19 protein-coding genes and 1 tRNA gene are annotated in these 23,942 nt (G+C 62.6%); all 20 read right to left on the reverse strand.

What is annotated here, in order from left to right:
- Positions 1-1,781: 1,781 nt before the first annotated feature.
- Complete coding sequence (locus tag BMY22_RS10260) at positions 1,782-3,626, reverse strand: hypothetical protein (protein WP_090621719.1); 1,845 nt, start codon at positions 3,624-3,626, stop codon at positions 1,782-1,784.
- The gene (locus BMY22_RS10265) at positions 3,617-4,120 is read right to left on the reverse strand and encodes an ABC-three component system middle component 2 (RefSeq protein WP_208599260.1); all 504 of its coding nucleotides are present in this window, start codon (positions 4,118-4,120) and stop codon (positions 3,617-3,619) included. The genes BMY22_RS10260 and BMY22_RS10265 overlap by 10 nt, the downstream gene beginning before the upstream one ends.
- Complete coding sequence (locus BMY22_RS10270; protein WP_090621811.1) at positions 4,108-5,163, reverse strand: ABC-three component system protein; 1,056 nt, start codon at positions 5,161-5,163, stop codon at positions 4,108-4,110. Before BMY22_RS10270 ends, BMY22_RS10265 begins: the two co-directional genes overlap by 13 nt.
- A 615-nt stretch (positions 5,164-5,778) precedes the next feature.
- Complete coding sequence (locus BMY22_RS10275) at positions 5,779-7,512, reverse strand: ATP-binding protein (RefSeq protein WP_090621722.1); 1,734 nt, start codon at positions 7,510-7,512, stop codon at positions 5,779-5,781.
- Between the two features lie 9 nt (positions 7,513-7,521).
- Positions 7,522-8,535 (reverse strand): SIR2 family protein, encoded by a 1,014-nt coding sequence (locus BMY22_RS10280; RefSeq protein ID WP_090621723.1) that lies wholly within the window; start codon positions 8,533-8,535, stop codon positions 7,522-7,524.
- 328 nt (positions 8,536-8,863) lie between these two features.
- Positions 8,864-9,925: a S49 family peptidase gene (locus BMY22_RS10285; RefSeq protein ID WP_244158842.1), complete on the reverse strand. Its 1,062-nt coding sequence runs from the start codon at positions 9,923-9,925 to the stop codon at positions 8,864-8,866.
- A gap of 102 nt (positions 9,926-10,027) precedes the next feature.
- Positions 10,028-10,882, reverse strand: coding sequence for a coiled-coil domain-containing protein (locus tag BMY22_RS10290; protein ID WP_090621725.1), 855 nt, complete (start codon positions 10,880-10,882; stop codon positions 10,028-10,030).
- 88 nt (positions 10,883-10,970) lie between these two features.
- A complete protein-coding gene (locus BMY22_RS10295) occupies positions 10,971-13,904 on the reverse strand; it encodes a DUF927 domain-containing protein (protein WP_090621726.1) in 2,934 nt (977 codons plus the stop codon).
- The gene (locus tag BMY22_RS10300) at positions 13,901-14,260 is read right to left on the reverse strand and encodes a hypothetical protein (protein ID WP_090621729.1); all 360 of its coding nucleotides are present in this window, start codon (positions 14,258-14,260) and stop codon (positions 13,901-13,903) included. The genes BMY22_RS10295 and BMY22_RS10300 overlap by 4 nt, the downstream gene beginning before the upstream one ends.
- Positions 14,257-14,430, reverse strand: coding sequence for a hypothetical protein (locus BMY22_RS24330; protein ID WP_167363724.1), 174 nt, complete (start codon positions 14,428-14,430; stop codon positions 14,257-14,259). The genes BMY22_RS10300 and BMY22_RS24330 overlap by 4 nt, the downstream gene beginning before the upstream one ends.
- Before the next feature lie 397 nt (positions 14,431-14,827).
- Complete coding sequence (locus BMY22_RS10305; RefSeq protein WP_090621731.1) at positions 14,828-15,154, reverse strand: hypothetical protein; 327 nt, start codon at positions 15,152-15,154, stop codon at positions 14,828-14,830.
- Positions 15,154-15,804, reverse strand: a complete 651-nt coding sequence (locus BMY22_RS10310; protein ID WP_090621732.1) for a hypothetical protein — start codon at positions 15,802-15,804, stop codon at positions 15,154-15,156. The genes BMY22_RS10305 and BMY22_RS10310 overlap by 1 nt, the downstream gene beginning before the upstream one ends.
- Positions 15,801-16,055: an AlpA family phage regulatory protein gene (locus tag BMY22_RS10315; protein ID WP_090621814.1), complete on the reverse strand. Its 255-nt coding sequence runs from the start codon at positions 16,053-16,055 to the stop codon at positions 15,801-15,803. Before BMY22_RS10315 ends, BMY22_RS10310 begins: the two co-directional genes overlap by 4 nt.
- A gap of 80 nt (positions 16,056-16,135) precedes the next feature.
- Positions 16,136-16,372: a helix-turn-helix domain-containing protein gene (locus tag BMY22_RS10320; RefSeq protein ID WP_208599261.1), complete on the reverse strand. Its 237-nt coding sequence runs from the start codon at positions 16,370-16,372 to the stop codon at positions 16,136-16,138.
- Positions 16,373-16,442: 70 nt separating this feature from the next.
- Positions 16,443-17,228 carry a hypothetical protein gene (locus tag BMY22_RS10325; RefSeq protein ID WP_143068479.1) on the reverse strand — a complete coding sequence of 262 codons (786 nt, stop codon included), beginning with the start codon at positions 17,226-17,228 and terminating at the stop codon, positions 16,443-16,445.
- A gap of 287 nt (positions 17,229-17,515) precedes the next feature.
- Complete coding sequence (locus BMY22_RS10330; RefSeq protein ID WP_090621735.1) at positions 17,516-18,751, reverse strand: tyrosine-type recombinase/integrase; 1,236 nt, start codon at positions 18,749-18,751, stop codon at positions 17,516-17,518.
- A 167-nt stretch (positions 18,752-18,918) separates the two neighbouring features.
- Positions 18,919-18,995: transfer RNA gene (locus BMY22_RS10335), tRNA-Arg, on the reverse strand.
- A 158-nt stretch (positions 18,996-19,153) separates the two neighbouring features.
- Positions 19,154-21,229 carry a multicopper oxidase family protein gene (locus BMY22_RS10340; RefSeq protein ID WP_090621737.1) on the reverse strand — a complete coding sequence of 692 codons (2,076 nt, stop codon included), beginning with the start codon at positions 21,227-21,229 and terminating at the stop codon, positions 19,154-19,156.
- A gap of 304 nt (positions 21,230-21,533) precedes the next feature.
- Entirely contained in the window at positions 21,534-22,283 is a 750-nt protein-coding gene (locus BMY22_RS10345; RefSeq protein WP_090621738.1) for a TerC family protein, read from the reverse strand.
- Positions 22,284-22,382: 99 nt separating this feature from the next.
- Positions 22,383-23,687 (reverse strand): CitMHS family transporter, encoded by a 1,305-nt coding sequence (locus tag BMY22_RS10350; RefSeq protein WP_090621740.1) that lies wholly within the window; start codon positions 23,685-23,687, stop codon positions 22,383-22,385.
- Positions 23,688-23,942: the final 255 nt, after the last annotated feature.

Consider the following 23,942-nt stretch of genomic DNA (forward strand, 5'->3'; position numbering starts at 1 on the left):
AGCCAGAAACAAGAAAACCCGCACAGGGCGGGCTTTTCAGGGGTGTTTGTAGACTGTTGGAGACAGCTATAAACAGGTATTTGGCGCGCTCGGCGAGCTTCTAACCTATTCATCAACTTACTGAAAGTAAAGGATTTTATGTGAGTTGATTTTTGGCGGCATACAGACAGGCATACAGGCTCCCGGTTGCTAGCCTTGTTTGGGCTGCTTTCTGATCAGCTCTAGTCTATGCGAAAGAGTGCTGCAGGCCTGTGCTTGTGTTCCTTGTCCGACCGCCAAGGCGGGGCGGCCAGCAGGGAATGGCGGGGGCGGTGTTCGACTGATCGGCGGATTTACGGAACACGACTGGTGTGCCGAACACCACGTGTTCCGCCTTGCGCGTGTTGGTGTTCCATGGCTGTAAGCCGCGTCGTTACTGGCTTTCAGCGATTCTGGAACACCAAGAACACCAAGAACACCGGATTTCCGAGGGGGAAAGGTTTGAATGTCCCCAAGCCCCCGGTCGGGGCGAAGACCTGCAGCGAGGAAAGTCTATGCCCTGCTCGGGACGGATCGGCATGAGGGGGCATAGGCGTTTGCGCTGATGCTGGTCATTGCCCGTCATTACAGCGGGTCCTCCCCAAGGGGCCACCCTATGCGGGTAATTCGAACCCCGTTTTCTCTCTAGCTGAGATTTGCTCGGAGATGTCCGTCTTTCTTCCCCTGCTCCAGCAGCACGGGCTTTCGCCTTGGTGATCACCCAAGCGACCGACTATGGATGCAGTGTCGTGCTGGAAGCTGCAGCGCCTGGTGTTGACCTCCTTGGCTGATCTGAGCCTGCCGCCAGTTAAGAAGCTCGAGCACATCAAGGGTTTCCGACAGCTCACACCTGTTGGCCTGGCAGCCCATGGCTACCTCGAAAAAGTAAGGAAGTCCTTGGCCAAGCCTCAGCTAGAGAGAAAACGGGGCTCGAATTACCCGCATAGGGTGGGGGCCTCTGGAAGGACCCAATGCCTGCCTGCCGGTTTCTACCTGGTCTGGCCAACTGTTAACCAAGGCGGTTAACCGTCAACCTGTTAACTAACTTTCAGACCCAGCCACTACCACGTGAACGCGGCTCGAATTACCCGTGTAGGGTGGCCCCTTGGGGAGGACCCGCGGTGATGACGGGCAATGACCAGGATCAGCGCAAACTCCCATGCCCCCTCATGCCGATCCGTCCGGAGCAGGGCATAGACTTTCCTCGCTGCAGGTCTTCGCCCCGACCGGGGGCTTGGGGACATTCAAACCTTTCCCCTCGAAAATATGGTGTTACTGGTGTTCTTGGTGTTACCGAATTGCTGAAAGCCAGTAATGGCAAGGCTTACAGCGATGTAACACCAACACACGCAAGGCGGAACACGTGGTGTTCAGAACACCAATCGTGTTACGTAAATCCGCCGATCAGTCGAACACCGCCCCTGCAAAAATTGGGTGTAACTGGTGTCTATTGTGTAGCCGAAACGCTGAAAGCCAGTAATGACGCGGCCTCCAGCGAAGTAACACGAATTGCTGAAAGACTGAACACCAAGCCATGAGTAAAATGTGTTACGCCAAGCCTGTTTGGTACGGCAGGCATCGGCCGGAAGCTGCCTCTAGAAAGTGCCGACCTAGGAACGGCCGGCGCGTTGGCAAGGTCATACTTCAGTCTGCTCTGCTATCTCCAGGGCATCATCCACTTCGATACTCAAGTATCTAACAGTGCTTGAAGATTGAAGCTGGTGCGCAGGATCGCAGCAGCACATTAATTAGCTCGATGTCATCTAGTTCGCATCGCCTTCGTCGCTTGCATCATTGCGTGGCACGACGCCATCGCGTAGTGGGTAAAGGCCGTATCGGCCCTTGCCTCGAATACGCGTGAACGTGATGGGTTCGAGCGCTTCCGCTGTTTCTGGTTTGATCGGTTCGTTCTCGAGAACGATGACTTGACCGCGCCCCCGCCAAGTCGACATCCAGCCATAGAACCGGTCAATGACCGTCGCAGGCGGCACTTCATGTTCTTCGGTCGAGTCCGGATGAGCGTACGTCTTTAGCGGTGAGTCGAGGACGACTACGCCGAGATGGGGGTGTCCTTTCTCGAGCGCGTGTTCCATGAGCGCAACCACCAGAGAGGATAGGTACAGGCCTCTCACTCCGGCGCCGTAGCTCAGGCGCGAACGGTCGTCGATACGCAGGTCGCAGGGTCCGTCGGCGAGAGCGATGTTCTGGATGGAAGTGAAACCCCAAGTATTCAGCAACTCCTTTGCGCGGTTGGCCACCTCACGACCAAACGTCCCGCCCTCACGAGTCACGGTGATACGTTTGCGTACGCTCGCCTTTCTTAGACGATCAACCTCGGCCGTAAGGCGCTGTATCTCGTCGAAATTGCTCAGCTGTTCGGACAGCTCTGAACGTCGCAACGCCAATGTTTTTGGATTGGCAGTGAACTCGACACGGGTATTCATGAGCACCATCGCTTCGCGGTTCTGCAGCACGTTGAGGTCAGCAGCTAGTTTCGAAGCGCGTGCTTTGAGATCTTGATAGCGGCCTCGTTCATGTTGCAGGGCAGCGAGCAAGCCCACGCGGAGTGCTCGAATTTTTTCTGCTTCAGCGGCGATGGCTGCTCGGTAGCGGCTGGGCGCCGTAGGGCGCAGATCGTTAGGGTCCACTTGGCTTTCTGCCGGGGTTCCGCACAACGGGCAGTCTACTGTCGGTAGTTCCTGGAAGAACGCGACACCCTCGTTAGTACCTCCAAGGCGTGCTTGGTCGTTCGCGTACTTCTTGTCGAGCAGCTCGAAGCGGCTAATCATGGACTGTGAGTGATTCCAGTCGTTTTCAACCCGGTGCAATGCATCGGACGTTTCCGCAAGCTGCCTGCGCAAGTCCTTTAGCGCGGAAGCACGCGCTTCGTATTGGCTCGTCATCGCCGACAGGGTCGTATCCACCCGCTCCAGCGCCTCTTCCACTTCGTTGCGCCTCAGGTCTTTCGGCATGAGGGCTTCGATGCGCTTCAGAGCAGTCTCGGCAGACTGTAGCTCGCCGCGGGCACGTTCAGCTTCTGTTGCGGACTTCCGGAGTTGGATGGCCGAATCATCGGTGCCTGTCAAAAACAAGTGGAACGCAGCTTCATGCTTCGATGCGGCATGGCCGCTGCCCGCGCTGGGCTGTTTGGCAGGAATGTCGGACTGCGACCACAACGACCAGTGGCGAAGATCGTCACCCGTTACGGCGCCACGCTTGCTGTGATTGCGAAGAATTTGTTTGCCACTCGCACCGCATAATGCTACGAGCAACTCCCCGAGGTCTTGGTCTAGTGGTTCGAACGCTTGATCCTCGGTGTCGCCGAGCACGCGCGTGTAGACGGCGGCGCCTCCGCCAGACAGCCCCCGGCGTACTTCGTATTCACCGTCGGCGGCCTTAAACCGCAGGCGGAATTCCTGGTAGCCCTGCGTCAGCGGAAATGATTCAGGCAGGTCGTTACCTCCCAGCATGTACCAGAGACAATCGTAGATATAGGACTTTCCGGTCTCGCTGGGGCCTCGAATCAGCTGTCGCCTGGAGTGGAATAGGACCTCGGCGGTCTCGCGGTCTGGTCCCTGGGCCGACAGCGACGTGAGAACTATGCCCATGCGCCGCCTCCATTTCGCGCCATCAATTCGAGTTCCGCTCCCCACAGGTGGCCACTCGCAGCGAATTGGGCGGTCAGCGCGGTGGAGTCAGCTTGACCATAGCGCTCGGCTGCCCACGCGCAGCGCTGCTCCAGTTCACGCAAGTATTTTGACGTCAGAGCGCCCGTCATCGTCCTCGCGACCTCTCCCGCGAAGTAAGTGATGCCATCTGTTCCCAATGTGGCCGTCACCAGGCCTCGCGTACTCATGAGGTAGAGCCCTTGCTCAATCAGCTCGCGTCTGCTCATGAGTTCTGCGCCTCGGAATGGAATGGGTGTGTGTAGGCTGCTCGGCCCGTTCAGATCAGCGGAGTACACGATGGCATAGTCCAGCAGCACCAGCTTCTGAAGGTCCGCCCCGTGCGGCACGAGTGCCTGCAGGAGGTAGACCATGCGGATGCCGAGTTCAAATGGGGAGTTGAACACAGGCAACGCGTGCCGTTTTACTTGACCCACTTGAGCCTCCTCTGGTTTACCAGGTGGTGGCAGGTGCCCGGCAGGTCGCCGGGCCGCAGTTTAGGAGCCAGCGCACTGTCATTGACGACCAACAGTTGCGCACCCTCGGTGCCGGCCTCGAGCCGGTCCAGACCGGTCTTATGCCGAGGGCTCTTGACCTTCGGCTTGATGCCGGTCAGCACCATGTCCAACAGCGCGTCGAACTCTGCCTCGCCGTAGGTGTCCCGACTGAATGTCTTCAGACCTTCGGCGCAGTAGAAAAGTGCGCGTTGACTCTGGAAGTGTTCGCCGCAGTCCGAGGCTATCAGCTCGTCCAGCGCCAAGCCCTTGTCGATTAGTTCGGAATAGACCTTCAGCAATTCTTCGACGTAGACCTGCTCGTGTGTTGCGGGGGCGTCGGGTGCCAAGGGGTCATCACCGCGCTCACCCTCAAAACCGAACAGCTCGAAGTGCGCCTTCCGGTCCAGCGCATGCCACTCCAGGATGTCTCGCGTCTGGCACTCCACAATGCTCTTGAAATCGAAGGCCAGGATCAGCTGTTCGAGTGCTGGGGTTAGCTCTGTAGCGCGTCCCTTGAGCCCGGTCTTCCCCGCTTTCCAGTCATCCAGAAAGCGCTTCTTGAACTCGTCGGGCTTGCTCAGAAGGTTGTGAAGGTCGTTGCCCACGCCGCGTGGCGCGCAGAGGTAGTAGTACCGCGGCGCAGGGTAAGTCTTCGCCTCCAAGTGCTTGAAGAACTTGACCAACTCTTTGAAAACGTCGGCCGGTGTCAAGGCGTGGTTGTAATGTTTGCCTTGAAAGAGATCCCACTGCCTCTCGGACAAAGCAAGGACTAGACGCGCTTCGATATCGCGCCCGCCGTCGCCTGCGCCGCCCAGCTGCTTGACGAATACGTACTTCGCGTCTCCACCCAAAGGTCGATTGCGACAAGCCTCCTCAATGAGCTTTTCCCACTGGTCGGCGTGAATGAGCAAGACCTGCGATGACGGAGGAATGACACCGCGCTTGACTGCAAAGCGATTCTTCCGCGTTGGATTGGTTTCCATACCATCGGGCGCCGCGCTCTTGGGCGGTGGCTGCCGAACCTCCATATTTGCGTCGTCGGCACGCAGCAGGCTCCGGAGTCGGTCCAGCTTGCGCTAATTCATTTCTCTTGAGTGATAGTGCCATAAGTAAACAACGCCTCCACGGATTTTCAGCATGCACTCGCTTAAGGCAACGCCGAACCAGGCATCACCCCAGTTGAGACATACGTTGAAATGCGCCTGAAGCCCAAGCGCGCAGCTCGCAAAGAGGAATTCGCTTCCTGCCTACCCCATGTCAGGGCTGCACCCTGGTCATCGGGTGTCATGCGGGCGCACTCATGCCCCCAGGCATGCAAGCGCCAGGTATCCGAGCGTATTGAGATTGATCGATTTAAGATCGCAAGGGCGACGGGCAGCTACCGACCCATAGCTGCCGGTGGCGACCGGCAGAAACCGGTCAGAAGCAGACGCTCGGATGTGTCTACAAAACTAGGGGTAACTCACAATTCCTTAGCACCCCTGGCATATATCACGGCGCGTGATGAGAGCAAAAAAATATTGCATCCTTGAGCTCTCGAACGGAGCGGCTATAAATCCGATCCGTAATACCACTCAGGCTTGCAGTTCGTGAAGCAATTACTGGATGTTTTGCTTGCGCCAGTTATCCACCGCAATCGTTAGACGTTTGTCTTTGACGGTTTTTTGCCATTCATCCCAAAAATTTACCGTACCGCTATTTGGCTTGTTTTTTGGCTCATCGATTCTGATTCTGCTTGGCAGCAAGCTGGCATCGCCAACAACTAGGGCCTCGCCTGTATCGAGGGTCGGCAGGATGTCGCTAAACCCACCGAGGCTATCGGGAAGAAGCCGTTTGATTACGCCTTGGTCCTCGGCGTTGATCAGCCTCATGGATACGAAGTTGCTGCATTGACTGAGCATCGTCTTATTCACTTCGGATGGTCGCTGACTGATCACCACGAGACTGATGCCGTACTTGCGACCTTCTTTCGCGATACGCTCGAAAATATCCAGTGAGATATCGTCAGCGGAATCCGCCATGTTTCGCTGGGGCATGTAGAGATGAGCTTCGTCACATAGAAGCGCAATCGGATGGCGCAACTCGGAAGGTGTCCACTGTTGTACGGAAAACGTAACCCGCGCGACAAGCGAAACGATCAATGGGAGGACGTCTGATGGAACTTCAGAAAAGTTGATAATTTTGATACCGGCCTTGCCATTCTCGCCAGAGCTGCCGAGCACGGCAGTGGTGAATTTTTCAAGCCAGGAAAAGTCCAGAACATCTCCACCGCCGCTGAACATGAATCCCAGGCGTCTATCAGAAATTTTGTTCTCTAGACGGGAAATCATCCGGGCGAGCTTACCAAAAAAATCTCCCTGCTTTTCTTTGCCGGCCGCAGCCCCCGGAACCATTTCCACATTGATCTTGTTCAGCCGGCTCATCAGCACATCCAGATCAAATGGAACCGGGCTATCAACGGTAAAGTGCTTCAGAATTTCCTTATGGTCGCCATCCTCCAGATACTTTCTTTTGGCCTGGTTAATCTCACGGGCCATGATCATGGCCTGGTTGGGCGCATTCTGGTCACTCCGATCAACAAACATTGACACGAGTGCTTCATACGAAAGCAGCCAGTAAGGCAGGTAAAGCACACCATCACCAATGGTACATTTTGCCTCAACGTCGGCGGGACCGGCCACCTTAAAATGCTGGATGCTATGGTCTACCAATGGCGCGTATTCGCCATGGAGATCAAAAACAATGGCGTTCGCCGTAGAGAGCCCCGACATTTGCTCAATGATCTTGGCTGTGGTCCAGGACTTACCTGATCCGGTGCTGCCGCCGATGAAGGCGTGGCGCTGGAAAAACTTGTTACCGTTGAGGTAGGCAACAGCATGTTCGTCCAGTGTGTATCTGCCCAACGTCAAAGTATTCCCACCGGCTGAAATGCTAGAGAGCGTACGCATAAAATCAGTAAGGTTTTCGCCCTCTAGGGAGAAGCAATTAGCGTCAATTTCCGGAACGCTTTCCAGAGTGCGCCGAAAGACATTTTCTTTTTCTCCGTCACGATCCAGCATCGTGCCAATCAGGGCGATTTTGCATAGATTCAGTTCAGCGACTTGGTCGCTGATGCCGTCGTTGTCAATATCCTCAATGCCGCGCTTGCGGGTCACCTGGGTGATCAGGCCGATGAGATTCTGTCCCGGCCTGCTGCTTTGGAGCACAGCCAGATGGTTGACCTGCAACCTCTTAAGTTGGTCGACATTTCCCACGTCCACGATTACGTTTGTCGTATCGACGGAGGCAACCTTCCCAAGCGCATCTTCATCCTTAAAGTTAAAAATCGGCATCTCTTCTTCCTACATAATGAGTGACAGGTAACCCTCAAGACTCCAGATATTTTTTTCAATGGTCAGTGGAGCCTCGCTCAAAGAGGAGTAGACGATGGACTGGTCGTCTGTTGCTCCCCGTTCTATTGCTAGGTAATTCTGCACCTTGTCGTCAAAAATAAGCTTCCTGGCTGCGCCTGAAAGCAAATAGGTAATAATCGTGATGGGGGTATTCTGGCGCTGGCATCGTGCCATAAGTTTCGGCTGAATATGCTCATCATTGAAGCCGTAGCCAATGCATAGATACGAATTAGCAGCGGTGATGGCTTGGTCTGCGCTATGGATTATCGAGCGGTATGGCTCTAAATGAGTGGCGTGGTATTTTTGGGTTCCCGGTGTTACGATTTTTGGCTTATAATCGGCAGGTATACCTTGGATGTTTGAAAGAGCCACAGTGTCTTCGTGCGGCGATTTAAACCAATCTAGAGAGCCGTGAACCTTCCAAATGTTGACCCTGCGGGCAGAATTTATCTCATTCGGGGCGGCCGAATGCCGGATAAACCCGTGCGTGAAACCTGTGTAATGGTGAAGCCCTTCCTGATCGCATGCATATTCGGCGAGCCTGTCGTAATTCGTAGTAACGATGTTCAATTTTGTGAGGCTGCTTTTGAACATGTGGCGCAGCAGTCGGCTCAGCGGAAACATTCTTGGATTCTGAAGGCTTTTGTTGAAAATTTGAATATCTTCAGCGTTGATGAGCGACCAAGTTGCTTTGATAATTCTGGAGGTTAGCTCGTCAGTAACAGCCACCTCATGTAGCGCCGACTCCAGGTCAACGCCGTCTTTTAGAATTTTGCAGAACCTATCCCATGCCTCGACTTCGCCATCGGATAAGCTTGAAATGTCAGTATTTGCCACCAAGTGGTTCGCGAGGGCCCACATTCCAGACATGCCATGGGCAGCTGATGCACCGCTGCCCAGGATGATGAGAGGAGCCTTGCCATAGTAGGCTTGCGCTTGTTTTTTATAATTCAGGTCAGACAAAATTCTATCCTTGCCATTGTGTCGATCCTAGAAGCCACACTTGGCAGCCTATCAGGCCGCAAGGCTCAATACCCCTTACACGCCCCTATGTCAACTCAGATTACGGTCGGTTCGGAGCGTGGCCAGGGGCAGTGAGCGAACTGTAAATTGCCCTTCCTTTCTTACAAGTAACGATGTCTGCAAGGATGGTCGGTCATCAATGGCAGCTTCTGGCCGGCTTCTGCCTATTACGCAACCGATAGACATGACTGGCCAGACGTATGCAAACAGTAGCCAAGGAGAGCATTGGCTGAAGGCCACCCCATAACTCTCGGTGATCCGGCAAAGCTCAAACACCAATCTTGATGCCGCGCTCCTTGGCCGCCTTGAGCAGGCTAAGAGCGGCAGCCTCTGCACTGATACCCGACGCAATGGCCGCCGTCGCCGTGTCTTCCAGGCCGCGCACCGCCATGGCCCGAATACGTTTGGCACGCTCCCGCTCGGCGAGGATGGCGGCTGCGGCGGCCTGTGCCCTGATGGCGTTCAGGTTGCCGATCTGGATGGTTCGCGGATCGACGCCGGCCGCGATAGCCGCCCGAAACTCAGCGGTAGTTCTGACGACGGTCGGAGCGATACCGACCCATGTGCCGGATCGGCCGCTCAGCTCGGCGATCAGGGCCTCGAGCGATCCGGTGCGGTGCGCAAGCCCGGCCTCGACCGCCGCAGCCCCCACCCGCACGCCGCCGTGATCGCCCATGGCGGCCACCTTCTCGGGTTTGACACCGAGGTTTCGGGCCACCTTGGCGGTGAACACGTCGGCCAGGGCGTCGATGGTCTTGGCGATCTCGGCACGGCCCCGTTCGGTTTCGACGTCGGGCCGCTTGTTCGGGGCGTTGCTGCTGACGAGGGTGTAGCGCTTCTGGCCGGCTTCGGCCTGACGCACTGCTACTTCCAACACCACGCCGATGGACCCGAGCAGGGCGGTGTCGTCGACCACCACCTCGCCGGCGGCGCTGGCGATCCAGTAGGCGGCGCTGGCTCCGGTGCCGCCGACGTAGGCCTTGATCGGCTTTCGGCTGCGGGCGGCATACACCATATCCGCCAGCTCGTTGATGCCGGTGGCCTCGCCGCCGGGACTGTCGATGTTGAGGACGATGGCCTTGACCTTCGGGTCGTCGAGCGCGGTCCGCAGATCGGTAGCCAGCTCCTGCGTGCTGGTCGCCCCGCTGATGCGGGTGAACAGGTTGGCGTAGCGCATGATCGGCCCGGTGATCGGAATCACCGCCACGCCGTCGCGTAGGGTGACGGCGCGGGTGTTGTCCAGCGGGCGACCGAGGCGGGCCTCCAGGGCTTCGGGATTGCCCTGGCGGTCGGCAATGGCCAGCAGCGCGTCGAGGGATTCGGGGAGCATCAGCCAAGGTTGGCCGGTTGCTCGTTCAAAGGCTCTGTTCATCATCGGGATTCTCTCCGGGTAGGCCGGGCCACCGTGCGAACGCCAGTGGCCCGGTAAGCGTCACGCCGCGGTCAACTGCTCGATGCCGATTTCGGCGCGGGCTTCGGCGAGGTAACGCGAGCCCAGGTAACGCGGCCCGTTCGGTGCCAGCAGAGGCAGATGCAGCTCGGACAGCGCGTCATTGAAGCCCAACGCCTTGTCGACGGCTGCCACATGGGCGGCGATGTTGGCCAGGTCGCGGGCAGCCCGATCCAACTTGGCGGCCCACAGGTAGCGAGCGGCCAGCAACACCTCGCGGTGGGCGTCGTGATGGCGTTGCCGGGCTTCGTCGATGCCCGCCTGCAGCTTGTCCAGCTCGCCAGCGAGTGCTTCCGCAACGGCCGTTGCGGCGGTCTGACCTCCCGTGCAGGTGGCCACCGCGTTGGTCGCGGTTTCGAGTGCAACCCGAGCCCGCTGTTCGGCGGCCTTGTCGTCCGTCGCCAGCGCCTCGGCATACAGACGGGCAGCCTCGTGCTCTTGTGCCTGTGCGGCTTCAAGCTCGTGGCGCTGGGAGGCCTGCATGCTCTCCAGCTTGCCGGCCAATGCGGTCCGCTTCGCCTCAAGCTGCCGCAGCTCGGCTTGCGCGGTGTCCATGGTCTTGCGGGCCGCTTTGATCGAGGCCGGCGCGTTCTTCACGCCTTCCTCCCATTCGACCAGGCGTTGCAGCCGGGCCACTTCCTTGCGGTGTTCCTCGATCTCGGTCTTCGCCTGGCTGTAAGGAGCCAGAACCTCATGCGGGTAAGCGGGACGGCTGGCGCGGCTGCTCTTGAACATCGCCAAGGCCGCATCGGCGGATTGCTTGAGCTGCGGCAGCTGCTCGTTGAGGCGTGCGATTTCAGCCAGGCGATGTTTCAGTTGCTTCATGTTGTCGGTCATGGTCTTTGTTCCTGAATAGGTGATGGGGTGTTCTTCGCGGGCTGGCCAGGCCCGAAGGCGCCGGCGGCTCTCCTGTAGTGACCTGGCCTCAGGCGGCGAGGGCGTCGGTTTCGTCGGAGAGCAGGGCGGCGGCGGACACCACATAGGCCCGCGTGCGCGGCATGCCCGGCAGCGCCACGACCTGCGCGGCTTTGCCGTTGTCGTCGGGCTCCAGAATCCCCCGCGCGATCAGCTCGCGATTGACGTTGCGCAGGTTCATCCCCTTGAACACCTCGTCTCGCCAGGCGGTGGACAGGAAGTAGTAGGTCACCGAGGTGTAGAGCAGATCCCCCACGCCGTGCTCCAGGGTCCGGCGGAAGCCCAGGCGGTCGCCGGTGCGCGGCGCGTGGTCGTCGACCTTGGCGGCGACGGACTCCCAGCGGGTGAAGCGGCTTTCCCCGTAGCGTTCGACGACCAAGCGCAGGCGGGCGACGATGGCGTCGCTCTCCAGATTGCCGGCGCCGCCCCGTTCGGCCAGCCAGGCGTCGAGACAGACGCGGGCCGCTGCCGTGGCCGTGCCCTCCGGCCAGTCCGTCACGCCGAGTGCGGTGGCCAGTTCGCCGGCGGCGGCAGCCAGGGCGAAGCGGGCGGCGGCGCGCTGGGCCTGCCCGCTGGCAGAGGCGGGCAGCACCTCGGCGACGAAGCGTTCCAGGGTGCTGCGCAGGATCGCCCGGTAGGCGTCCAGCCGGCCCGGCTCGCAGAGCGCCGACAGGAGGGCGACCAGGGGCGTGCCGTAGTAGCGGCCGACGCGGGCCTTGAGCGCTTCGGAGAGGGCGGCCCCGCCGTCGAAGCCGTGCAGCGTGTCGAACAGCCCGTGGCCTTTGCCGGCATCGGCCGGAATGGCCAGCATGCGGATATCCATGCCGGCCTTCAGCTCCTTGTTCGCCTCGGCCATGTGCTGCGCCAGGGTGTATTCCCCGCTGGAGATGAACAGCAGACGCCATTCCTGCACCTGTCGGCCCGCCTGGCCCCGGTCGTTGGCCCGCGCCTTGCCGGTGCCGTTGCCGAGCATGTAGACGGTTTCGCCGACGATGCGCGGATCGCACTGGCTGATCTCGTCCAGCACCAGCAGCCCATCCGAGTGGGCGGCGGCGATGGACTCCAGGGCGTTGTCGGTCGAGCGCCAGGAGCGCTCGAAGGCCGGCGGCCCGTACACGGAGCAGGCGACGCGGCCGGTGGTGCTCTTGCCGGTCGAGCTGATGCCGTAGAAGTGGAAGCCGCCGGACTCCTGCCCGACCAGGTGCAGCAGCGGCCCGGCGAAGGCCACGCAGACCGCGAAAGCCAGGCGGTGATTGCCCACGCACAGTGCGCCGATCTGCCGTTGCCACTGCTCCAGGGTGCCGGCCTGCTCGATGGGCGGCAGCGGCGTGCCGGCCTCGTAGAAGTGCAGGTGCTCGTCGCTGCTGCCGAGCTTGCGGTCGGGCAGCAGGTAGGCGCTGTCATGCCAGCCCAGGCGGCTGACCAGCCGGGCGCGGGCCGGGCTGTCGTAGGCTTGCAGGTAGCCCTGCAGGTCGTTGCGCGCATTGCGGGCGCTGCGTGCCGGCGCCATGCGCAGGCCCATGTTGACCAGCGGGGCGACCACGTCCTTGCCGAACTCGCCGACCATGGCGCTGCCCGGAATGTTCAAGCGCTTTTTCGCCCCGTCCGGGTCGTCGAACTCCACCAGCAGGCCCCAGTTGTGGCCCTTGTCGTCGCGGGTGCGCGCCAGGATCTCCAGGCGTGAGCAGATGTGCCGGGCCTCGCCGTCATCGCCGGAACAGAACACCCCGGCCTCCGTCACCTTGTACCCGGCCGGCTGGCCGCCGGTGCCGTTTGCGGTTTCTCCTGCGGAGCGGGCCGGCTTACGTTTCGAGCGGCTGGCGGGTTTGCCGGTGGCTTCGGCGGGTGCCGGAGCCGGAGCGTCATGGTCCTGCCGTTCCGGGGCGGTCGCCGGCGTCAGGGCGAACAGTTCCCCGCTGCGCAGCAACTCGGCCAGGTGCGCCGGCGTCCAGCCCTTGGACTGGGCGTCGGCGGCGTCGTCGCCCTCGGCCCATTTGCCGCCGGGAGCGAAGGTCGGGCGGTCGCCGTCGAGGCCGGGCCGCTGGTTGAACACGCTCAGGGCCAGCACCTGCACGGAGGCAGCGCCCAGCTCGCGCAGCCGCTCGGCCAGCGGCTCCATGCAGGCCAGCCCGGGAGCGTCGTTGTCCGGCCAGAGCAGCACGTCGCGCCCGGCCAGCGGGGCAAAGTCCGCCTTGTGCCAGGAGTTCGAGCCGTTCGGCCAGCAGGTGGCGACATGCCCGGGCAGCAGCTCGGCGGCGGCGTCGGCGGCCTTCTCGCCTTCGCAGACGACTACCGGCGCGCCCGGGCGCCGGGCCAGCTCGTCCAGGCGCAGCAGCGGGCGCGGCTCGGGCAGGCCGGACCAGCGCCATTGATGGGCGCCGTCGGCGTTTCTGCACCAGGTCAGCGGAGCGAAGACCTTTTCCCGCTGGCCGTCGGCATCCGGCCCCAGGTCGAAGCGATAGAGCACGAACAGGGGCCGGCCTTCGGCATCCCGATAGACCCACACCTTGGACGGTGCTCCGTGCTGGCGGTGGGTCTTGTAAACCTTGGCCATGGCCTCGGTGGGGATCGGCAGCACCGGCTCCCACTCGGGCGCCTTGGTCTTGCTGGCCGGTGCCGTGCTGTCGCCGGCGGTCACGTCCAGGAAGTCCGCCAGCCGGTTGCAGGCCTCCACGTCCGTGCAGTGCTCTAGATAGCGCACCAGGTCGATCAGATCGCCGCCCTTGTCGCCGGTGGCGAAGTCGGACCAGGTGCCCTTGGCCAGGTTCACCTTGAGCGATCCGGCATGCTTGTCGGCACGGGTGGGATTGGGTGCGGTGTACTCCTTGCCGCCGTCCACCCGTTTGCCGCCGGGCAGCCAGTGGGCGAGCACCTGCTCGATGGCGCGTAGGGAAGCGGCTTTGACGTCGGCGAAGCTCGGGCGCTTGGGTTTCTGGCCGGTCATTGGCCGGCCCTCGCGTGCTTGACCGTATGGAGGCCATGGACTTCCGAGGCCTGGCCGATCCCTTTCGATGCCTGATGCTCGCGCCGCCGGCAATCGCAGGCCGCGTCATAGAGCGTGCGGGCATCGGAGCTGAGCAGGCGGACGGCGAGAAAGCAGCCGGCCAGCTCGGAGGCCGTGAACTCGTCCAGGTCGGTGACGCAGCTCAGTACGTTCAGCAGGTGCTGGGCGGCGCTCTGGCGCATGTCCGCCTCGTTGGTCAGTTCCAGGTAGCTGGCGTCGGTGCGATAGCCCAGCACCGCGAGCGAGTTGGCCTGCGAATCGGCGCGCAGGGGGCGGAAGACGGGAGCGGGCTTCATTGCGCACCCCCGGTAGCTTCCAGGGAGCGAGCGATGGTGATGTGGTGGTTGTAGCGGGCCAAGCGGGAGGAGAGGGAAGAGTCGGCGCGGAGGGCGGCAAGGGCCATGGCGCGGTGTGCGGCGGCGCGTTGCCGGAGTGCGGACGGATTGAGGGCGTGGTCGTGCTTCATGGGTGGTGCTCCTAGAGTTTGGGAGCCGCCACCGCCGTTCTCACGCGGCAACTGGTGGCGGACTGTACGCGGGGTGAGAAACCGGGACTCTAGGAACCCGGCCAGGCCGAAGCCTGCCCGCGCACAGCCGCCATAACACGACACTGCGGACGCAAAAAAAGCGCCTGCAATGGTCTTAGGGGCGCTGTTGCGCCTAGAGTTGAACGGGTTCTCACGCCCGGTCGCTGAATTTGCAGCGACGGCGGGAGAGTAGCGCCGGCCATGGCGGAGCGCAAGCGCGGCACGTCGCCGGCCTTGCTGGTGGTAGCCGTTGGGCATAGACTTTCCTTGCAGTTCGGTGATGAGGGCTGCGGTTTTCTCGAAACGCCTACGGTTCCAGCCGTGGGCGTTTTGCTTTTCAGGGGGAGAGGTCCCGCAGGGCCAGCAGGGGCAGGAAGCCGTCCCGGATCATCTGCCGGGCGTCCTCGTAGGCATCGGCCTTGCTGTCGTCGCCCAGCACGACCAGGCCGGCCCGCGTCGGGTGCATGGCCAGCACGCACCAGGTGCCGTCCGGCCAAGCCATCAAGGCCACCCGGGCGCCTTGCCGCTCCCGCTTGCGCCGGTAGCGGTTGCAGCGGGCCAGACTGGTGGTGGACAGGCCGGTTTGCCGCAGTGTCTCGAACGGGTGCAGGCGCCCGGAGTGGGCCAGGTGGGTGGCGCCATGGCTGGCGTTGGCGAAGTCCATCAGGCCGAACCCGCCAGACGCAGTAGGGGCGGCTCCGGTAGCTCGCCGCGCAGCCAGGCGGCCAACTGGCGGTCTTGCTCGATCCCCATCTGGCGCTGGTCGGCCAGGCGCCGCCGATCATGGGAAAGGGCCTGCCGGCGCTCCTGCTCCAACCGTTCGATTTCGGCGGCTTGAGTCGAAGACCAGGAAGGGTTCGATTTGCAGTACTCCTCGAGGCCGGCAATCTGTCTCCGGTAGTGCCGATCAAGCTCGTCCAGCTCGCGCTGTTCGTAGGTATCCCAGGCGGCGCTGTCGTCGAAGTACAGGCAGAACTCGCCCAGGTCGAAGTGGTACGTCACCCACTTGCGCAGGAGGCCGGCGCCTTCCCAGGCTTTCAGCATGGCCGCCGATTTGGCGAACAGGCCGTCGCCGACGACGACGCCATACTCGCGGCGGCTGGCTCGCGCCAGCACGGCGGGCAGTCCGTCCAGGGGCTCGCAGGGCACCGCCAGGCCTGCACCGTTGACGAACTGGGCGTCCCGGCTGGAGCCGTCCCAGCTCACGGCGGCGATGGTGCGATGGCGACCACGCGGGCCATTCCCGCCAGGAAAGGCGAAGCCCAGGCCGTAGCTGTCGAGGAAGGGGCCGGCCTGATAGCGGCGCTTGGTCATGCGGCGGCCCTCCCGCGAGCGGCGATCCGTGCTCGTACCCATTCCTGAATCTCGCCCAGTACCCAGGCCACCGGAGCGCCCCGGGCGGTGCTGTCGCTCAGCTTCACGGGCAGCGGAAAGCCGCTCTCCGGCTGCTTCATCAGCTTGTAGATGGTCGGCCGGGCCAGGCCGACGATGGTTTCCACGTCTTTCATGCGAACCAGGGTGGTGGCAGGATCGAACGGGTAGGGTTCTGCGCCGGCCTTGCGCATCGGCTGGGGGGAGCCGGCCAAAGGCTTCAGAGGGCAGGCCAGAGCAGCAGACGGAGCGTTCTTGGTCATCGCCATCCCCTTCATGCGGCCGAGCCGTTGGTTTGCCGGCGGCTTTCCAGCCAGGCGATCACGTCTTGGCGGCGGTAGCGGATGCGGTTGCCGATGCGATACCAAGGCAGGTCGCTACGACGATTGCTGCGCCAGGCGGCCAGGGTCTTGGTGCGCAGATCAAGGGCGGTGGCGACTTGCTCCGGGGTCATCAGGTCGGCGGGAGAGAGCGGCGAAGCGTCGGCGAAGTGCCGGACGGGCTTTGGCATGGAGGTTTCCCTGTACTGGTTGAGACAGGGAAGAGGCTACGGGTGGCACAGTAGTGGCGGCAGGGGGGCTTTACTTTTTCCGTTGGTTAACCGGATCAGGTGAAATGGAAAGCCCGAGGCGCTGCAATATGGCGCCCATGGCCGGCTTCGACAGGGCTTTGCCGGTTTCCCGCTCCTGCCAGGCGCGCAGCTTGCTGTTCAGGTTGTGAAAGCGAGTGCCGGAGTGGATCAGTTCGAGCGCCTTCATTCGGATGGCCTGATCACGCTGGGCCTCACCAGACTGCCGGCGCCTTTCGATTTCACCCCAGCAGCCCCAAGCCTTATGGCCCACCTGTTTGGACGCCTCGCCGGCCAGTTCGCCCAGCTCGATGCATGCCTCGCATTCGTCGGGTGGCAGCCATGCACCGGCGCTGGAAACGCATTCAACAATCCCATCGAGGTGTGTTCGGTACAGATCGAGTGCCGCTATTTCATCCGGCACCACACCTTGCAGGCACTTACCGAGTTCGCAGAGGGCGTGTAGCGAACAGGCCATGGCGAATGCGGTTATTGCCTGAATGTCCGTTACCCCATCGCAACCGGAGGCGAGGCGTACTTCGTCGGCAAGTAGCGATGGCGAATAGCTGGCTGCTGCCTGGTAAATCGAGTCGGTATGGGCGATGGCGCCAAGGCAGAGTGCCGGCCCCGTATCGTCTGGCAGCCATTCCCTGCATTTCTCCAAGAGCGCCAGGGTCGCATCGACCTGTCCGGCATAGCGCTCGAAACCCGGAAGGACAGCCAGGCGTGCCCGGATTTCGGAAATGGGTGTTCCGACCGGGGCGACCGGCATTCCACCAACGATCAAGGCATCGCTCAATCCATCCCCCCACACCCCAGAAGCGCCATGAGACCTCAGCGCGCGCCTTCGCTCGTGTCCCGAGTCCGGGCCTCAAAACGGCGGCGGCCAGCAGGAAAGGGCAGGGCTGGTGTTCGCCGAGTCGACTGCTGTGTGTAACACGGGAGGTGTTCTTTTTCCTTGGTGTTCATCCGTTTCGCGTTTCGTGTTACTTCGCTGGAGGCCCCGTCGTTACTGGATTTCAGCGATTCGGTAACACCAATAACACCAGTAACACGGGATTTTCGAGGGATAGTGGTTTGCACGCTTCAAACCACCTTGCCGAAATGCCCTTGCACCACGTTGCCTTTCTCCAGTTCGTCCAGGTGATCGGCATACCACTGCATCATGGTGCGGCGCTGCTCCAAGTAGATCGCCTTGTTGTAGACGCCGGCCACCCCGTCTTCAGCGTGGGACAGCTGTGCCTCGACATGATCTTTCGGAAAGCCATGTTCCCGTAGGGTGGTCGAGGCGATATGGCGAAAGCCGTGCCCGGTCTGCCGGCCTTCGTAGCCCATGCGGCGAAGGGCCATGTTGAAGGCCATGTTGCTGCGCGGCTTGGTGCGGTCGTTACGCCCAGGGAACAACAGCGGATAGGCCCCGCTCATCCGGTGCAGTTGCTCCAGGGCTTCGAGCGCCTGGCGGGAGAGGGGCACGATATGGGGGCGGCGCTTCTTCATGCGCTCGGTGGGGATTGCCCACAGGCCGGCAGCCAGGTCGAACTCTTCCCAGCGGGCCTCCCTTAACTCGCTGGGGCGTACCCCCGTCAGCATCAGCAGGCGCAGGCCCAGCCGTAGGTCATGTGCATGGGGGTAGGCACTGATCGCCCGTAGGAGGGCGGGCAGCTCCTTGGCTGTTACGTGGGCATAGTTCTCTGCCGGCTTGGACTGGAGGAAACGGCTCAACCCCTCAAGGGGGTTATGCACGGCCCGGCCTGTAACCCTGGCCAGGTCGTATATCTCCTTACAGGATCGGCGCACCCGGCCCATCTGCTCGATTATTCCCTGGCGCTCCATACCCCGGAAAAACTCCATCCACTCGATGGGCAGGATCTCGGCATACAGGCGTTTGCCGAATACGGGAACGACGTGCAGCTCCAGGGCGCCGACGTTGCGTCTGGCCGTGCTGGGTGCCCAGCCGGGGCTACGGATTTCTATCCATTCCCGAGCCAGGGCCTCGAAGGTGTTGGTGGCTGCCTCTAGGTCGGAAGCCTTGCGGGCATGCTTGGCGGCGAGGGGATTCTTTCCATCGGCGGCGTCTGCGCGAAGCTCGGATGCCTTCTGCCGGGCGGCGGCCCCGCTCACCTCCGGGTAACTGCCCAGGCCAATCCATGACCACTTGCCATCCGGTTTCTTGTAGCGCAACTCCCAGGACTTGCTGCCGTTCGGCTTCACCCGGAAATACAGGCTCTGCCCATCGTGCTCCCTGTAGGCCGAGCTTTCCGGTTCAAGGCCGGCCAGGGTGGTATCCGCCAGCGGGCGGCGCTTGATCTCGCTGCGCTTCATGCCTTGTATGCCTTTGGTTCGAGTTTTTCGCCAGCATACAAGCTGGCATACACGGCGGGAAGTTCTAGGGGGAGATAAGGAGAGACAGCCAGAAACAAGAAAACCCGCACAGGGCGGGCTTTTCAGGGGTGTTTGTAGACTGTTGGAGACAGCTATAAACAGGTATTTGGCGCGCTCGGCGGGATTCGAACCCACGACCCCTGCCTTCGGAGGGCAGTACTCTATCCAGCTGAGCTACGAGCGCGTTAAGGGGGTGTTTCGGGAGCGTTGATTCGGTCGGGCGACCGGTGCCCCTGAAGCAAAGAGGCCATATTTAAGCATTAGCGGCGAGCTTGCACAACCCGGCAAGCGCAGCGGCTGTGCTCGGAACCGGGCGGCGCCACTGGCGCCGCCCGGTCTTTTTCAGTGGTGGGCCATCGGCAGGCCGGAGTTTTCCGTGCCGGGCAGGGCGATGCGCACGTTCTGCATCATGCCCTCGTCCTCGTGGTCGAGGATGTGGCAGTGCAGCACGAAGTCGCCGATGTAGCGGCGATAGCGCGAGCGCACGGTGGCGGTGTAGCCCTGCTGGAGGAACAGGGTGTCGCGCCAGGTGCCCTGCAGGTTGGCGTACTGGCTGGGGATGCCGTTGGCGTCCGGGACCGGCGCACCGCTCACCTCGTTGCCGTCGGGGTCCTTCACCGAAACGATCTGGAAGGGATTGACGTGGATGTGGAAGGGATGGCCGAAGGCGAAGGCGGTCAGCTTCCACTCGTCGACGGCGCCCAGTTCCAGCAGGCGGTCGAGGCGGCCCGGCTCGTAGGGCGAGCTGTTGACCGGCACGGGCTTGCCGTCGTCGCCGGTGCCGATCTCGCCGACCTCGAACACCGGCGGCTGGCCGGGCGGCAGGACGATCTGGAAGCCGAGGCTGCGATGGCCGGTCACGTCGTTGGCGGCGATGTCGGCGTGGGGAGCGAAGGCGCTCAGCTTGAGGCCGTCGGCCAGGTCGGCGAGCACCTTGTCGCGCACGGTGCCTTGGGGCATGCGCGCCTTGGCGGCGGTTTCCAGCGCCTGGGCGAGGACCGCCTCGGGCGCCTTGCCGGCGGCCGAGCCGTCCACCGTCACGTAGCCGAGCAGCTCGCGCGGGTAGCTTTCGTTGTTGACGCTCTGCTCGGGGCGCAGGGTTTCGTCGACGATGCAGTAGGTGCCGGGCTCAGGGAAGACCATCAGCAGGTCCTCGCGGTAGCCGGGCTGGAACACCGTCGTGTCGCGCCGGGAGACCGCACCGCGGGTCAGGCCGTCGCTGGCGACGGCGAACTGCGCCAGCGGCGCGCCGGTGCAGGCCTGCTGGATGAACTGCTCGCGGGCCTTCTGGCCCTTGCCGGGCGTGGCGGCGGCCTGGGCCGGGTCGAGCTTGCGGAAGCTCAGGCGGATGGAGTCGCGGACCCCGGCGTGGATGAAGCGCCAGCGCTCGACGTTGCCGGCCCTGGCGCCGACCACGTAGGGCTCGACCAGGCCGTTGATCGCGGTGCGCCGGCCGGAGGCGTTCCATTCGGTGCCGCCGGTCGGGGTGATGCCGAACTGGCCTTTGTAGCTTTCGATGCCGCCGACGTCGCCCTTGTCGCAGACCCACTTGCCGGCAGCGTCCTTCTTGATGTTGCCGTCCTGGTCGCGGCAGGCGTAGGCGATCTGCTGGAAGACCAGGACGCGTTCGCGGAGGGCCTCGCCGTTGGGCTCGGTCAGCAGGGTGTCGAGGTCGCCGGAGACCAGGCTGCCGTCGCCCTTGGCCTGCGGCAGGCGGTCGCCGCGGATGATCAGCGGGCCGGCCATGCCCGAGGAAACCTGTAGCGCGGTCGAGCCGTGCAGGTGCGGGTGGTACCAGAAGGTGCCCGCCGGATGGTCGGCCGGTACGTTGTATTCGTACTGGAAGTTGGTCTGCGGGGCGATCTTCAGCAGCACGTTGTCGGAGTTGCCGGCCGGACTCACCCACAGGCCGTGGGTGTGCATGTTGGTGCTGTTGAAGCAATGCGGTCCGTTGTGTTCCCCGTTCGCGACGCAGCTCGGATCGTTTGCGTCGAGGTCGTTGTGCAGGGTCAGGCGGAAGGTTTCGCCCGGCCAGAGTTCCACCTTGGGCCCGATGTAGGGAATCTGCGGGTCGACTGCCTCGCCCTTGTAGGCGCGCAGCTTCACCTCATCGTTCTGCCCGGTGTCCGGGTTGTAGAGGGTGCTTTGGACCTTGTCGATGTGCAGGTCGTAGAAGACTTCCGTGCCGACGCTGGATGTCTGCGGACGGGCCTTGAGCGGCGTCGCGGCCATCAGGCTCGGCCCGCTCTGGCCGGCGGCGGCGGGCGTACCGCGCAGCAGAGCGGCCGGCGGTTCGCGGACGATGCGCGCGGCGGGCACTTCCGCCGCGGCCTGCTGGACGGGGGCGAGCTGGACGGCGACCCCGAGTGCAACGGTGGAGGAAAGGGCGAACAGGCGGCCCCGGTGAGTGCTGGTCATGGGCTTCGTGGGTCCTTGAATTTCTTCGTCGTCGTCGTGCCGCCGCGGCCTGTGCCGGCGGCGGCTCCCTGCCTCGGCGAGGCGCCAGGTTTTCCCGTCGGACGGGGTCCTGGCAATTGGCTGGAACGCCAGTTCCAGAGGGGTTTCGCGAGGCGGAAGGAGTGTATTGAAAGCCCTGTGGGATGCCCATGTCGAACGTGTGGAATTGCCTACTCCGTCGGCCGGAGCAAAGCGATTGCGGGCGAATAGCGGACCAACGAAAACGGGGCCGCGCGGGCCCCGTTTTCTGTGCTGCGGATGCGGTTTACTGGCCGGGAATGTCCTTGCGCAGGTGCACCGGCTCCGCCCGCGCGCTGCGCATGCGGATGTTCAGCGCTTCCACCGCCAGCGAGAAGGCCATGGCGAAGTAGACGTAGCCCTTGGGCACGTGCACCTCGAAGCTGTCGGCGATCAGCACGGTGCCTACCACGATGAGGAACGACAGGGCGAGCAGCTTGAGGCTCGGGTGCCGGTCGATGAACTCGCTGATGGTGCCGGAGGCGGCCATCATCACCAGCACGGCGACGATGATCGCGGCGATCATCACCGGCACGTGGGAGACCATGCCGACGGCGGTGATCACCGAGTCCAGGGAGAACACGATGTCGATGATCGCGATCTGGACGATGGTGGCAAGGAAGAGCCCACCCTTGCCCTTCGGCGTCTGGTCGGTTTCGTCCTCGCCTTCCAGGCCGTGGTAGATCTCGGTGCTGCTCTTCCAGAGCAGGAACAGGCCGCCGAAGAACAGGATCAGGTCGCGCCCGGAGATGCCCTGGCCGAAGACATGGAAGAGGTCGGCGGTCAGGCCCATCACCCAGGAGATCGACAGCAGCAGGAGAATCCGGGTGACCATCGCCAGCGCCAGGCCGAACAGGCGGGTGCGGGGCTGCATCTCTTTCGGCATGCGGCCGACGAGGATGGAGATCATGATGATGTTGTCGATGCCGAGCACGATCTCCAGCGCGGTCAGGGTAAAGAAGGCAACCCAGATTTCCGGGTTGGTCAGCCAGTCCATAAAGGGTCCTCTAAATCGTCGGTTGTGCGGTCGGCGGTTTCTGGCCGCCGGCCGGGGGAGTCTGTACGCGACTGTGTGAAAATTTCGTCAACGCGCCGTTCAGTTGCCGGCCAGCGGGAAGACCCCCGCCAGCAGGGCGGCGAGCATTATCGCCAGACAGAGCAGCGTGGCCAGCTTGAGGGCGAAGCGTTGCAGGTCGCCGAACTCGATCTTCGCCAGGCCCACCAGCAGGTAGGTGGAGGGTACCAGCGGACTGAGCAGGTGTACCGGCTGGCCGACGATCGAGGCGCGCGCCATCTCCACCGGACTGATGCCGTAATGCCCGGCCGCTTCGGTGAGCACCGGCAGCACGCCGTAGTAGAAGGCGTCGTTGGACATGAAGAAGGTGAACGGCATGCTGACCAGCGCGGTCACCACCGCGAGGTACGGACCCATGGCGTCGGGGATCAGCGCCAGCAGGCTTTTCGACATGGCGTCGACCATCCCGGTGCCGGAGAGGATGCCGGTGAAGATGCCGGCGGCGAAGATCAGACCGACCACCGCCAGCACGTTGCCGGCGTGGGCGGCGACGCGCTCCTTCTGGGCCTTGAGGCAGGGGTAGTTGATGATCATGGCGATGCTGAAGGCGATCATGAACAGCACCGGCAGCGGCAGCACGCCGGCGATCAGCGTGCCCATCAGCCCGAGGGTCAGCATGGCGTTGATCAACAAAAGCTTCGGCCGGCGCGCCTCGGGATACTGGGAGACGCTGACGTCGGAATGATCCTCCGGGCCGTCGGCCAGGTGCAGCACGCCGAGGCGTGCGCGTTCGCGCTTGCCGTAGAAGTAGGCCATGGCCAGCAGGCCGAGCACGCCGACCGCCATCGCCGGGATCATCGGCACGAAGACGTGCGACGGGTCGACGTGCAGGGCGCTGGCGGCGCGGGCGGTGGGGCCGCCCCAGGGGGTCATGTTCATGATCCCGCCGGCGAGGATGATCAGCCCGGCCATGATCCGCGGGTTCATGCCGATGCGGCTGTACAACGGCAGCATGGCGGCGACGCAGATCATGTAGCTGGTGGCGCCGTCGCCGTCCATGGAGACGATCAGCGCCAGTGCGGCGGTGCCCACCGCGACCTTCAGCGGGTCGCCCTTGACCATGCGCAGGATGAAGCGCACCGGCGGGTCGAACAGCCCCGAGTCGATCATCAGGGCGAAGTAGAGGATGGCGAACATCAGCATCACCCCGGTCGGGGCGAGCTTGGTGATGCCCTGCAGCATCATCGGGCCGATGTCGCCGGCGAAACCGCCGAACAGGGCGAACACGACGGGGATGACGATGAGGGCGATCAGCGCCGAAAGGCGCTGGGTCATGATCAGGACCATGAAGGTGATGACCATGGCGAAGCCGAGGAAAGTCAGCATGGCGAGTACTCCGGACGTGGGGGGACGTGCTGCGTGGCCGGACGGTCAGCGCAGGGAGGTCGACGGGCTGGGGGAGGGCGGGGCGGAGGCGGACGAACGGGGAACGGGGTGCATGGCAATCTCCACTAATTGTTCTTGTCGAGCGGACCGGTCGGAGGCCGGCTTTGGAGGGAGATGCTACGCAGCCAAGCTTTCAGCGAGCTTTCGCCGGAGAGTGGTCGTTATGGTGAAGTCAGCGTCGGGCTTTTGGGGGGT

Source organism: Azotobacter beijerinckii, from assembly GCF_900110885.1.
GTDB classification, from domain to species: Bacteria; Pseudomonadota; Gammaproteobacteria; order Pseudomonadales; family Pseudomonadaceae; genus Azotobacter; species Azotobacter beijerinckii.